The organism is Nocardia cyriacigeorgica NBRC 100375, from assembly GCF_000308555.1.
GTDB lineage: Bacteria > Actinomycetota > Actinomycetes > Mycobacteriales > Mycobacteriaceae > Nocardia > Nocardia cyriacigeorgica.
In genome coordinates this window covers 1-12,655 of sequence record NZ_BAFY01000094.1, presented here as the reverse complement: position 1 = coordinate 12,655, position 12,655 = coordinate 1, and the positions used below count along the sequence as shown (strand labels likewise).

The 12,655-nt window shown below is 69.1% G+C and carries 9 protein-coding genes and 1 pseudogene; 7 read left to right on the top strand and 3 right to left on the bottom strand.

Annotated features, from left to right (window positions below; genetic code table 11):
- A pseudogene (locus tag RJ05_RS31360) lies at positions 1 to 400 on the top strand (styrene monooxygenase/indole monooxygenase family protein); the annotation flags it as partial.
- Between the two features lie 18 nt (positions 401 to 418).
- On the opposite strand, the gene RJ05_RS08940 reads toward RJ05_RS31360, so the two are convergent.
- Positions 419 to 1,666: a cytochrome P450 family protein gene (locus RJ05_RS08940; RefSeq protein ID WP_081597242.1), complete on the bottom strand. Its 1,248-nt coding sequence runs from the start codon at positions 1,664 to 1,666 to the stop codon at positions 419 to 421.
- A 290-nt stretch (positions 1,667 to 1,956) separates the two neighbouring features.
- Between RJ05_RS08940 and dnaE the strand changes: the two genes are divergently transcribed.
- A complete protein-coding gene (dnaE, locus tag RJ05_RS08935) occupies positions 1,957 to 5,505 on the top strand; it encodes a DNA polymerase III subunit alpha (RefSeq protein ID WP_036535461.1) in 3,549 nt (1,182 codons plus the stop codon).
- Positions 5,506 to 5,634: 129 nt separating this feature from the next.
- On the opposite strand, the gene RJ05_RS08930 is transcribed toward dnaE, so the two are convergent.
- Both RJ05_RS08930 and RJ05_RS08925 read right to left on the bottom strand, forming a co-directional pair.
- Positions 5,635 to 5,895: a TFIIB-type zinc ribbon-containing protein gene (locus RJ05_RS08930; RefSeq protein WP_081597243.1), complete on the bottom strand. Its 261-nt coding sequence runs from the start codon at positions 5,893 to 5,895 to the stop codon at positions 5,635 to 5,637.
- A gap of 338 nt (positions 5,896 to 6,233) precedes the next feature.
- A complete protein-coding gene (locus tag RJ05_RS08925) occupies positions 6,234 to 7,349 on the bottom strand; it encodes a phosphotransferase family protein (RefSeq protein WP_249040489.1) in 1,116 nt (371 codons plus the stop codon).
- Between the two features lie 505 nt (positions 7,350 to 7,854).
- Between RJ05_RS08925 and RJ05_RS08920 the strand changes: the two genes are divergently transcribed.
- The 5 genes from RJ05_RS08920 to RJ05_RS08900 all read left to right on the top strand — a co-directional run.
- Complete coding sequence (locus RJ05_RS08920) at positions 7,855 to 8,301, top strand: hypothetical protein (protein ID WP_036535459.1); 447 nt, start codon at positions 7,855 to 7,857, stop codon at positions 8,299 to 8,301.
- A gap of 488 nt (positions 8,302 to 8,789) precedes the next feature.
- Positions 8,790 to 10,007 (top strand): sensor histidine kinase, encoded by a 1,218-nt coding sequence (locus RJ05_RS08915; protein ID WP_036535456.1) that lies wholly within the window; start codon positions 8,790 to 8,792, stop codon positions 10,005 to 10,007.
- Between the two features lie 64 nt (positions 10,008 to 10,071).
- Complete coding sequence (locus tag RJ05_RS08910) at positions 10,072 to 10,848, top strand: LytR/AlgR family response regulator transcription factor (RefSeq protein WP_036535454.1); 777 nt, start codon at positions 10,072 to 10,074, stop codon at positions 10,846 to 10,848.
- Positions 10,845 to 11,210, top strand: coding sequence for a hypothetical protein (locus RJ05_RS08905; protein WP_036535451.1), 366 nt, complete (start codon positions 10,845 to 10,847; stop codon positions 11,208 to 11,210). The genes RJ05_RS08910 and RJ05_RS08905 overlap by 4 nt, the downstream gene beginning before the upstream one ends.
- Positions 11,211 to 11,228: 18 nt before the next feature.
- Positions 11,229 to 12,655: sodium/solute symporter (locus RJ05_RS08900; RefSeq protein ID WP_036535449.1), on the top strand; the 1,427-nt coding region annotated here is incomplete at its 3' end.

Sequence of the window (12,655 nt, the reverse complement as noted above, 5' to 3'; positions counted from 1 at the left end):
GACGATCGCCGGTGCGGTGACGCCGGTGGTGCGCGGGCCCGTCGGCACCCTGCCTTCCGGGCGGGCGGTACTCGGCGGCGGCGACGTCGTGTGCCGGATGGACCCCGGTGGCGCCCAGGGCGCCAACAGCGCCGCCCAGTGCGCCGCCTACTACGCCGCCGCCGTGCTCGACAGCCCCGACCGTGGCTTCGATGCCACCTGGATGGCGGCCGCGGCCAAGCCCTGGATCACCGATATCGCCCGGCCCGCGGCCCTGTGGACGATGACGTTGCTGGATCCGCCGCCCGCTTTGCAGCGGCTCATGGACGCGGCACAGCACGACCGCACCCGCGCCGACGCCTTCGCCGAGACCTTCATCGTCCCGGCGAATATGTCGCAGCTGGCGCTGCTACAGCCCTGAGCGAGCGCCGGTCGCCTGTCACGACGGGGATGCGGGAAAGACGACCGGCAGCGCGGCCAGGGCCCGATGGAACGGCCCTGGCCGCCAGGACAATTCGGGCATCGGCACGGCCAGGCGCAGCTCGGGCAGCGCGTCGAGCAACTGGTCGACGGCGTCCTGCGCGATCAGGTAGGCCACATTCTTGGCCGGGCAGTCATGCGGTCCGGCACCCCACGCCAGATGCGACCGGTTGCCGGTGACCGGGCCCGCGCCGATCTCGGGATCGTTGTTGCAGGCGGCGAGCCCGATCACCACCGGCTGGTCGGCGGGCAGCCAGGTGGCGTCGATCAGGACCGGCTGCCGCGGGTACGTCACGCTGAAATTGGCCATCGGCGGGTCATGGAACAGCACCTCGTCGAGGGCGTCGCGGGTGGACAGGCTGCCGTCGAGCATGCTGCCTGCGAAGCGTTCGTCGGTGAGCATCAACAGCAGCGAGTTGGTGATCAGGTTCAGCGTCGGCTCGGTGCCCGCACCGTAGATGATGCCGAGCTGATGGATGAGCTCCTCGTCGGTGAACGCGGCCGGATGCGCGATCAGCCGGGTGGCGATGTCGTCGCCGGGTTCGGCGCGCTTGCGTTCGATCAGCCGCAGGATCGCCGCGGCCAGCCGCCGATCGGCCTGCGCGGTGTCGATACCCTCGAAGATGGCCGCGGTCGCGGCCGCGATCTCGTTGCCGATCTCCGGCGGGCAACCCAGCAGCGCGTTGATCGCCTGGAACGCCAGCGGCGCGGCATAGTCACGAAGTAGATCGGCGGCGCCCGCACCGCAGAAGGTATCGATCAGCGACATGGCGATTCGTTCCACCGTGTCGTGCAGCCGGTGCAGGTCGACACCATCGATGCCGGCGATGGCCGCCCGCCGATAACGCTCGTGCTCGGCGCCCGCGCTGCGCAGGGCGTTGGGTCGCCAGGCCAGGATCGGCAGCACCGGGCAGCCGGGATCGATGCGCTGCTGCCAGGCGCGCGGATCGGCAGGGAAGTGGTCCGGATCGTGCAGAATCCGCACCGCGACCCGATAGCCGACCACCAGCGTCGCCGGCACCCCCGGCGCCAGCTCCACCGGCACGATCGACCCGTATCTCTCGCGCATCTCCCGGTAGGCCCGGTGCGGATCGGCGGCGAACTCGGGGGTGTGGAGCCGCACCCGATCGTGATCGGTGTGCACCGGTGAGCTGTGATGGGGCACCGGGCACTGTCCGGTACGAACGGATTCGGGTGGCATGTGCAACGGTGGAGCTCCCCTGATAGACCGGCGTCGACGCCATGACCGGCCGTTCGGCGCGGTCGGACGGACCGAGGATGCGCCGATAGGTAGACCGGCGGCATCGGTAGGGCCCGCGGGGGTGTCTCAGGCGCGCCGTGTCCCGTTCGCGACGCGCCGACGGCCCCGCTCCGGCGACACGCCGAGCGGGGTGCGACGTCGGTCTCCCCGCCGGAGAGCCTCGGAAATACTGTCGGTGCCCCGGCCTAGAATCTGATCCGCCAACCCCCGTCGAGACCTTGGGAGGAAGGACCGTCTTGGCCGACTCGTCCGGATCGTTCGTTCACCTGCACAACCACACCGAGTACTCGATGCTCGACGGCGCGGCCAAGATCTCGCCGCTGTTCGCCGAGGCCAACCGGTTGGGCATGACGGCGGTCGGGATGACCGACCACGGCAATATGTACGGCGCCTCGGAGTTCTACAACTCCGCCAAGAAGGCGGGCATCAAGCCGATCATCGGCATCGAGGCCTACATCGCGCCGGGCTCCCGGTTCGACACCAAGCGGGTGCAGTGGGGTGATCCCAGCCAGAAGGGCGACGACGTCTCCGGTTCGGGTGCCTACACCCATATGACCATGGTCGCCGAGAACGCGACCGGTCTGCGCAATCTGTTCAAGCTGTCGTCGCTGGCCTCGATCGAGGGCCAGCTCGGCAAATGGGCGCGCATGGACGAAGAGCTCATCGCCCAGTACGCCGAGGGCATCATCGCCACCACCGGCTGCCCGTCCGGTGAGGTGCAGACCAGGCTGCGCCTCGGCCACGAGCGCGAAGCACTGGAAGCCGCCGCCAAATGGCAGGAGATCTTCGGCCCCGAGAACTTCTTCCTGGAAGTGATGGACCACGGCCTGTCCATCGAACGGCGGGTGCGCGAGGGCCTGCTCGAGATCAGCAAGAAGCTCGACATCCCGCCGCTGGCCACCAACGACTGCCATTACGTCACCAAGGACCAGTCCACCAATCACGAAGCGCTGCTGTGCATTCAGACCGGCAAGACGCTGTCGGACCCGACCCGGTTCAAATTCGACGGTGACGGCTACTACCTCAAATCCGCCGCCGAGATGCGCGCCATCTGGGACGCCGAGGTCCCCGGCGCCTGCGACAACACCGTGCTCATCGGCGAGCGGGTGCAGTCCTACGACGACGTGTGGCAGCACCGCGACCGGATGCCGGTCTTCCCGGTCCCCGAGGGCGAGACCCAGGCCAGCTGGCTGCACAAGGAAGTCATGCGCGGGCTGGAGCGCCGGTTTCCGAACGGGGTGCCGTCCGAATACATCAGCCGCGCCGAATACGAGCTCAACGTCATCTGCGAGATGGGCTTCCCGGCCTACTTCCTCGTCGTCGGCGACCTGATCAACCACGCGCTCGAGGTCGGCATCCGGGTCGGCCCCGGCCGTGGTTCGGCCGCCGGTTCGCTGGTGGCCTACGCGATGGGCATCACCAATATCGACCCCATCCCGCACGGGCTGCTGTTCGAGCGATTCCTCAACCCCGAGCGCGTGTCGATGCCCGATATCGATATCGACTTCGACGATCGCCGCCGCGGTGAAATGGTGCGGTACGCCACCGAGAAATGGGGCAGCGACCGCGTCGCGCAGGTCATCACCTTCGGCACCATCAAGACCAAGGCCGCGATCAAGGACTCCGCGCGAGTGCTGTTCGGCCAGCCCGGTTTCGCCATCGCCGACCAGATCACCAAGGCACTGCCGCCGCCGATCATGGCCAAGGACATCTCGGTGTCGGGCATCACCGACCCGGACCACGAGCGCTACAAGGAAGCCGCCGAGGTCCGTGAACTCATCAACAGCAACCCCGATATCGCCAAGATCTACGAGACCGCACGCGGACTGGAAGGCCTGATCCGCAACGCCGGTGTGCACGCCTGCGCGGTCATCATGTCCTCCGAACCGCTCACCGACGCCATCCCGGTGTGGAAGCGGGCCCAGGACGGCGCCATCATCACCGGCTGGGACTACCCGTCCTGTGAGGCCATCGGCCTGCTGAAGATGGACTTCCTCGGCCTGCGCAACCTCACCGTCATCGGTGACGCGCTCGACAACATCAAGGCCAACCGCGGCATCGATCTGGACATGGATCATCTGCCGCTCGACGATCCGCCCACCTACGAGCTGCTGGCCCGCGGCGACACCCTCGGGGTGTTCCAGCTCGACGGCAGCGCCATGCGTGATCTGCTGCGCCGCATGCAGCCCACCGGCTTCGAAGACATCGTCGCCGTGCTCGCGCTGTATCGCCCCGGCCCGATGGGCATGAACGCGCACAACGACTACGCCGACCGCAAAAACGGCCGCCAAGAAGTCAAGCCGATCCACCCCGAGCTGGAAGAACCGCTGAAAGAGATCCTGGCCGACACCTACGGCCTGATCGTCTATCAGGAACAGATCATGCAGATCGCGCAGAAGGTGGCCGGGTATTCCCTCGGCCGAGCAGACATTCTGCGCCGCGCCATGGGTAAGAAGAAGGCCGAGGTCCTGGAAGCCGAATTCGAGGGCTTCGAAAAGGGCATGCTGGACAACGGTTTCTCCAAACCTGCCATCAAGGCGCTGTGGGACACGATTCTGCCGTTCGCCGGATACGCGTTCAACAAATCCCACGCCGCCGGCTACGGCCTGGTCTCGTTCTGGACCGCGTACCTCAAGGCCAACTATCCGGCCGAATACATGGCCGGCCTGCTCACCTCCGTCGGCGACGACAAGGACAAGGCCGCGATCTACCTGTCGGATTGCCGCAAGCTCGGCATCACCGTGTTGCCGCCCGACGTCAACGAATCCGAACAGAACTTCGCCTCGGTCGGCACCGATATCCGCTTCGGGCTCGGCGCGGTGCGCAATGTCGGCGCCAATGTGGTGGCGTCGATCATCGCCGCGCGCAAGGAGAAGTCGAAGTTCACCGATTTCTCCGACTACCTGAACAAGATCGACGCCATCGCCTGCACCAAGAAGGTCACCGAATCCCTGATCAAGGCAGGCGCTTTCGATTCGCTCGGGCATCCGCGCAAGGGCCTGATGTTGATCCATTCCGATGCCATCGATGCGGTGATGTCGACCAAGAAGGCCGAGGCGATGGGTCAGTTCGACCTGTTCGGCGGCATGGACGACGACGATTCGGTGTCCTCGGTGTTCAACGTGAAGGTGCCCGACGAGGAATGGGAGACCAAGCACAAGCTCGCCCTGGAGCGGGAAATGCTCGGCCTGTACGTGTCCGGGCATCCGCTCAACGGCGTCGAGCATGTGCTTGCCGCCCAAGTGGATACGCCGATTCCGACCATCCTGGAAGGTGAGGTCAAGGATGGCCAGCAGGTCACCATCGGCGGCATCCTCGCCTCGGTGAACCGCCGGATCAACAAGAACGGCCTGGCCTGGGCATCGGCTCAGCTGGAAGACCTCACCGGTGGTGTGGAGGTGCTGTTCTTCCCGCAGGCGTACTCGGTGTACGGCATGGACGTCGTCGAGGACGCGGTGGTGCTGGTGAAGGCGCGGGTGTCGGTGCGCGACGACCGGATCTCGTTGATCGCCAACGATCTGGTCGTGCCGGACCTGTCCGCCATCGGGGTCGCCAAACCGCTCGCCGTCACCATCCCGACCCGCATGTGCACCCCGGAAAAGGTCTCGGCGCTCAAACGGGTGCTTTCCAGCCACCCGGGCACCTCCGATGTGCACCTGCGGCATGTCGGCGCCCGCGACAAGACGACGCTACTGAAAGTGGATGACAGCCTGCGGGTGTCGCCGTCGTCGGCGTTGATGGGTGATCTGAAGGCCCTGCTCGGGCCGGGCTGTCTGACGAGCTAGGCCCTCGGGCCGCCGTGCGTGGCACGTGTTCGCCCGGGCTCGATACCTTGTGCGGTCATCGAGGCCCGGGCGATGAAGCATGCTGTGCGGGAACCTGATTGCCTGGTTGCCCGCGTCAGGATGAGACGCTCAGGATGAGAACAGCATCTTGCCGAAGCCGCGGTGCTGGTAGTGGTGCCCGTGCCGATAGTGCGGGGCGGGAGCACCCCAGGCCGGGGCCGGTGCGGCCGGCGGAGGCGGCGGCGGAGCCGCGTAACCCGCTTCGAGGCGGGTCAGGTTCTCGAGTTCGCCATAGTCCAGGAAGATCCCCCGGCAGTGACCGCACTGCTCGATATGCACCCCGCTGCGGTTGTAAGTCTGCATCATTCCACGACATTTCGGACACTGCATACCGGTCACGTTACCGGTTTCGGCGGTTCCATGCAGATGTCGCAATCTGTCGTCGCGAGGTGGTCGGAGAGGGGTACTCGAGGCATGTGGCATGGGTGGTCAGGGGTGTCACGGACATTGGGATCTGTTCAGGGGGTGGGTGTCAGCGTGGCGCGGGCGCCGGAATCCGCTCACGGCGCAGGTGCCTGCGTGACGCGGACGCTGGAATCCACTCACGGCGCAGGTGCCAGCGTGGCGCGGACGCTGGAATCCACTCCCGGCGCAGGTGCCAGCGTGACGCGGACGCTGAGATCTACCCAGGGCGCGGCGGACGATCGGATCTGCTCGGGTGGTGAGTGTCAGCGCGTCACCGACGATGAGATCGGCTCGGGGGCAGGAGTTTCGGTGAGGCGCAGGCAGGTGTCGACCAATGCGGTATCCAGGTCGTCCAACGACCGGCCCGACGCCACCGCCAAGGCGGCCGCCTGGACGACGACGGCGCGGGCCGGGAGATCCAGCGCCGGCCAGATGTCGCCGTCGGCTGGGATGGCGGACCCGCCCGCCGCGCGATAGGCGGTCAGGAAGCGGGTCCAGGCGGCCGGATCGAGGATGCCGGCGGCGAAGAAGGCGGCCGGGCGGGCGAGGTCCCATGCGGGGTCGCCGAGGCCGAGATCGTCGAGGTCGATCAGCCGCCAGGCGCCGTCGGCGGGGCGGACCAGCTGGCCGAGGTGGAAGTCGCCGTGCGTGAGGGCCATTGGTGCGCAGTCCAATTCGGGGAGACGGTCGAACGCTCGGCGGACCACTGCCGCTGCCGTGGCGTCTGCCGTGTGGCCTGCATTGTGCAGTCGGCGCATGGCCCGGCGGACCCTGGCCGGACCACCGGCGGCCGGGAGGTCGCGGCGGCGGTGGACGGGTGTGGCGTGCAGGGTGGCGAGCAGCCGTGCGGCCGATTCCCATGGCGCGGCGTCGGGAGCCTCCGGGTCTACCGGTGAGCCGGACGGCCACAACGTGATCGGTCTGCCGGCACGTGAAAGCAGCGTTTCGCCGTCGACGGGAACCGGGGCCAGCAGCACCGATCGCAGCCACGGCGAATCGGCTACGCGCAGGCGAGTGCGCAGGGCGGAGACATCGGAGTCGGCGGAGTGCGCTTTGACCACGACCTCGCCCACGCGGATCACCAGCACGTCCACCCGGTCGGCCAGGACTTCCGGTGCACCGGAAGCGCCTGTCCGGAAAGCGATCTCGGTCAGGGCTCCCATCAGTGCGGGTGTGCGCTCCGACCGGCCGGCATCGGCCGCCCGAACCGCAGGATCATCCCCCAGCGCCACCGCGTCTTCACCCGCACCCACCGCATCCGCTCCGAGCACCCCGGCGTCTCCGTTCAGCACCACAGCATCCCGGTCCGACACCACGGCATCCCCGTCTAGTACCACAGCGTCCCCGTCCAGCACCACGGAACCCTCACTCAACGTCACGGCGACTTCACCCGATATCACGACATCCGCGCCCAACTCCACGGCGTCTCGCCCAGCACCACGGCATCCCCGATCCAGCACCACGGCATCCCCGGCCCAGCACCACGGAACCCTCACTCGACATCGCCTGCCGCCACGGCCTTCTCACCAAACACCAAGCCTTCTCCCCTGGCCGGTCGATCGCATGCGTTCGCCGAGTTTGTCACGGCCGGACGTCTGCCATGCGTCGACGAAGGCTACCCAGTGGTCGGTCGACGGTCCGCGCCCTCGATGCTGCTGCGGTCGCGCCGTTCAGCCCGGCCCGGCCTCGGCGCGGTTCTGCCAGGCGGTGATCGGCTATTGCTACCTCGACGAATCACGCCAACGGTGGAGCGGCTTGGGCCCGATGCGGGGAAGGCCGCTGTGGCCGTCGCGAATCCGCCCTGATATCGCACGGCCCACTGGTAGCGTCGCCGGGCAGCAAGCGTGATCCCATCCCATGACGAACCCTTCGAGGTGGTCGATGATGACCAGCAAGCTCGCTTTCGCCGTTCCGGCGGCGTCCGCTCTGGCCGTGGCCGCACTGACGGTCATCGCGGCGCCCGCGGCGGCGGTCAACGGTGGCGCATTCCAGACGGTGTATTCGCTGACGCAAGGTCTGTGTGTCGCACAGATCGAGGCGTCGGTCAACGGTGACGCCTATCCCGAGCACGCGGCGTTCACGGTCGCGTCCACCATGTGGGGCGTCGGCGACTGCCAGCTGCCGGTCACGCTGAACTGGCGCAATCTCGAGACCGGTGCGACGGGCAGCAAGACGCAGACTCCGCACGGGCCCGGCTACTGGATGAACGACGGCAAGGCCGCCCTGTTCGCACCGGGAATCGGAAAGTTCTCGGCCACCATCACCATCGGCGCGGCCCACGTGCCCGAGCCGGGGACCATCGAGTTCACCGTGGCCGAATACCAAGGCTGAGCGCGACGAAGCCGCACCGCGCGGCCGTGAGGAGGACACGGCGGCGTGCCCCGCACCGGCCGGTTCCGCCCGTGCGCTCGGTATCCGCCAGTCCGGGCGTGGCGACCAGGTGCGGAGCGGGTCGAGGCGGCGCGGCGCGGCGAACCGGTACTGCAGCTCGGCAGTGAGCGGCGCGGAGCGGAGCCCCGGGCCGATGATCAGCGGCACAATCAGGGCATGAACGGTCATCGGCAGGCGGCGCTGCTCGCGCGCTCGGGTGCGCACGGCATGCACGGCGAGCAGGGCCGGCGCCTCGGCTCGCCCCCGCTCGGCGCAGGACGGACCACAAGCGCGGGATGCCGGGCCGTGCACGACAGGCACCCGGCAACCCCCGACACACACCGGTCCACACGCGCCGGACACCAGGCCGTGCACGACAGGCACCCGGCAACCCCGGCCGCACATCGGTCGTGCGTCGGCCTCGGCGTGCCCGGCCCACACGCCCGCGCATGACCACCACGATCATCGCGGTCGCGGTCGCCGCGGCACTGCTCGCGGTGGGCCTGCTGGTCTGGTCACGGACCCGGCGCGTGGTGACCACCCCGGCCGAACGGGCGGTGCACACAGCGCTGCACACCGCCTCGCTCGCGGCGCGGCCGTTGCGGCGCGGGCTCGACCAGAAGTCTGCGGCCGAAGCCGCGCCGCATCTGCGTGCGCTGACCGGGGCCGAAGGGCTCGGGGTGGCCGACGCGGAGGGTGCGTTGCTGGCCTGGGACGGCCCGCACGCCGATCTGGCCGAGCAGTTCACCGAGGCCGCGCGGCGGGCCGTCACCGGTGAGCGTCCGGTGCTCGTCGGCGGGCCCGGTGGACAGTCGCGCGCCCGCGCCAACGACCACGCCGGCCGCACGCTCATCGCGCAGCCGCTGATCATCGAAGGCACCGGGGTGGTGGGTGCACTCGGGGTGGTCACCACCGGCACTCCCGGCCCGGGCACGCTGGGGGCGGTCGCCGAGGTCGCGCGGTATGCCTGCGGGCAGTTGGAGCTGGCCGAGCTCGACGCCTCGCGGGCGCGGCTGGACCGGGCCGAGGTGCGGGCGCTGCGGGCGCAGATCAGCCCGCATTTCATCTACAACGCGCTCAACACCATCGCCTCGTTCGTGCGCACCGACCCCGCCAGGGCCCGCGAACTGATCCTGGAATTCGCCGACTTCACCCGCTACTCGTTCCGCGCCGCGGGCGAATACACCGTGCTGGCCGACGAATTGCGCAATATCGAACGTTATCTGGCGCTGGAGCGGGCCCGCTTCGGTGACGCGCTCCAGGTCAAGTTGCAGATCGCCCCGGAGGTGCTGGGGGTGGTGCTGCCGTTCCTCGCGCTGCAACCGCTGGTGGAGAACGCGGTGCGGCACGGGCTGGCCGGATCGCCCACCGGCGGGACGGTCAGCATCGTCGCCGCCGACGCGGGCACCGACTGTGTGATCAGCGTCGAGGACGACGGCGCGGGCATGGATCCGGAACTGCTGCGCTCCGGTGAGCTCGACGCCACCGAATCCGGTTCCGGCACCACGGCGGCCGTCGAATCGGCACATGTGGGCTTGGCCAATGTCGACGACCGGTTGCGCGCGGCCTTCGGTGACGACTACGGGTTGGTGGTCGAGACCGCGCCCGGCGCTGGCACCAAGGTCAGCATGCGGGTGCCGAAGTTCCGCGCCGGAATCCAAGCGTGAATGCTGCCGCTGGCACTGTCTACGATGGGTGGGCTGTGATGTAGGACACCGGAAGGGGCTGGCGATGCTGCGGGTGCTGGCCGTCGACGATGAGAAGCCCGCGCTGGACGAGCTGGTCTACCTGCTGCGGGAGCAGCCGGCGGTGGGCGAGATCCATGCCGCGAGCGATGCCACCAGCGCGCTGCGGTTGCTGCGGGCCAACCCGGTCGACGCGGTGTTCCTCGATATCAATATGCCCGGCCTCGACGGCATGGAGCTGGCCGGCATCCTGTCCGAATTCGCCGCGCCGCCGGCGGTCGTGTTCGTCACCGCCCACGATGACAAGGCCGTGGCCGCCTTCGACCTGGGTGCGGTCGACTACCTGCTCAAACCCCTGCGCGAGGCGCGGCTGGCCGAGGCGGTGCGCCGGATCGCCGCCGCCCGCGCGGCCGCCGCGGCACCCGGCACCGAGACGCCACCGCAACCCGCCGATGCCAATGAGGTGATCCCGGTCGAGCTGGCCGGGGTGACGACGCTGGTGCACCGCTCCAGCGTGAGCTGGGTGGAAGCCGACGGCGATTACGCCCGCCTGCACACCAGTGCCGGCTCGCATCTGGTGCGCATTCCCCTCTCGGCGCTGGAGGCGCGCTGGCAGGACGCCGGATTCTTGCGGGTACACCGATCGTATCTGGTCGCGTTGCGGCAGGTCACCGGGCTGCGCACGGTCGGAAACGGCACGGTGGTGTGCCTGCGCGGCGAGGGCGAGGCGACGGCGGTCGAGCTGCCGGTCAGCCGACGTCAGGTGCGGGAACTCAAACAGCGGCTCGTGCGCGGCCCACGCCAGACCTGGACCGCCCGATGACGAGCCCGCAGCGTCCACCCCGCGAACGCGTCGTGCTGGCCGAACGGCGCGGTGCCCGCCGAGTGCACACCCGGATGGAGGTGGCCGAGCAGACCGAGATCGGCGCCGCCATGATCGGCGGATTGATCCGCGCACAGCTGGGGCTCGCGCTGCGCCTGGCCTTGGTGACGGTGGCGACGCTCGGCGCGCTGCCCCTGCTGTTCGGCATCGAATCCGTCGCGACCGCCCATGTTCTTGGCATCCGGTTGCCTTGGCTGTTGCTGGGCGGCGCGGCCTATCCGGCGCTGTATCTGATCGGCCGCCTCTACGTCCGGCTGGCCGAGCGCAACGAGCACGACCTCCTCGAACTGGCCGAAGACTGAGATGGCCCGGGGCTCGAGATGACGGACTCCACGGCGGCCGGTACCTGGCTGACGGTGGCGGCGCTGCTGCTGGCGGCGGCGGCCACGGTGATCATCGGCGGCTACGGAGTTCGCTTGGCGCGCACCACCTCCGACTTCCTGGTGGCCTCGCGCAGCGTCGGCCCGCGCTGGAACGCCGCGGCGGTCTCGGGTGAATACCTGTCGGCCGCTTCGTTTCTCGGCGTCGCCGGGTTGATCGCCAAGTACGGGGCCGACGCGCTGTGGTATCCGGTCGGGTTCACCGCGGGCTATCTCGGATTGCTGCTGTTCGTCGCCGCGCCGCTGCGGCGCTCGGGCGCCTACACGGTGCCGGATTTCGCCGAGTTCCGGCTCGGTTCCTTGCGTTTGCGGCGGCTCGCGGCGCTGGTGGTGGTGCTGATCTGCGGGGTGTATCTGATCCCGCAGTTCCAGGGCGCGGGGCTGACACTGCGCATTCTGCTCGGCGTGCCGGGCTGGGTGGGTGCGGTGGCGGTGGGTGCGATCGTGATCGCCAACGTGGTCGGCGGCGGGATGCGGTCGATCACGCTCGTGCAGGCGTTTCAGTACTGGCTCAAGCTCACGGCGGTCGCGCTGCCCGCGCTGGTGCTGGTCGGGCATTTCCTCGGCGCGCAGCAGTCGGTCGGCTCCCCTGCCCCGCCGACGGTCTCCCAGACCACCACCGTCGAGGTCACCACACCGGTGATCGTGCAGGTCGACGCGTCGCAGCGGGTGACGATCACCGGCACGGTCGACGGCCGCGACGTCGACGGCCCGATCGTGCTCGGCCCCGGCGAGCACGAACTCGCCGCCGATACCCGGCTCGTGCTCGACGCCGGCGCCACGGTGCCGGTGGTCGCGGGCGCACCCGCCGACGGCGCGGCCTGGCTGCTACCCGGCGGCGGCTTCGGCGACCCGCATCCGCTGTATCAGGTGTATTCGCTGATCATCGCGACCTTCCTCGGCACCATGGGCCTGCCGCATGTGCTGGTGCGCTTCTACACCAACCCCGACGGCCGCGCCGCCCGTGCCACCGCGCTGGCGGTCATCGGGCTGGTCGGCGGGTTCTATCTGTTCCCGATCCTGCTCGGCGTGTTCGCGCGACTGTATGTGCCGCAACTGCTGATCACCGGCACCTCCGATGCCGCGGTGCTGCTGCTGCCCGGTTCGGTACTCGACGGACTCCCCGGCCAGTTGCTGGCCGCGCTGGCGGCGGCGGGGGCGATCGCGGCCTTTCTCGCCACCTCGTCCGGGCTGCTGGTCAGCATCGCGGGCGTACTCAGTACCGACGTGCTGCGCGGACGCATCCGGGACTTCCGGGCGGCGGCGCTGGTGGCCGGTGCGGTGCCGCTCGGGCTCTCGCTGACAGTGGTGTCGCTGGATCTGTCGCGCACGGTCGGGCTGGCGTTCGCGGTGGCGGCCTCGACGCT

Bases quoted from the DNA above. Each gene is read 5' to 3' on its own strand.
- RJ05_RS08910 (WP_036535454.1), top strand. From the start codon at position 10,072: ATGCTGCGGGTGCTGGCCGTCGACGATGAGAAGCCCGCGCTGGACGAG.
- RJ05_RS08905 (WP_036535451.1), top strand. From the start codon at position 10,845: ATGACGAGCCCGCAGCGTCCACCCCGCGAACGCGTCGTGCTGGCCGAA.
- RJ05_RS08930 (WP_081597243.1), bottom strand. From the start codon at position 5,895: ATGCAGTGTCCGAAATGTCGTGGAATGATGCAGACTTACAACCGCAGC.
- RJ05_RS08915 (WP_036535456.1), top strand. From the start codon at position 8,790: ATGACCACCACGATCATCGCGGTCGCGGTCGCCGCGGCACTGCTCGCG.
- RJ05_RS08920 (WP_036535459.1), top strand. From the start codon at position 7,855: ATGACCAGCAAGCTCGCTTTCGCCGTTCCGGCGGCGTCCGCTCTGGCC.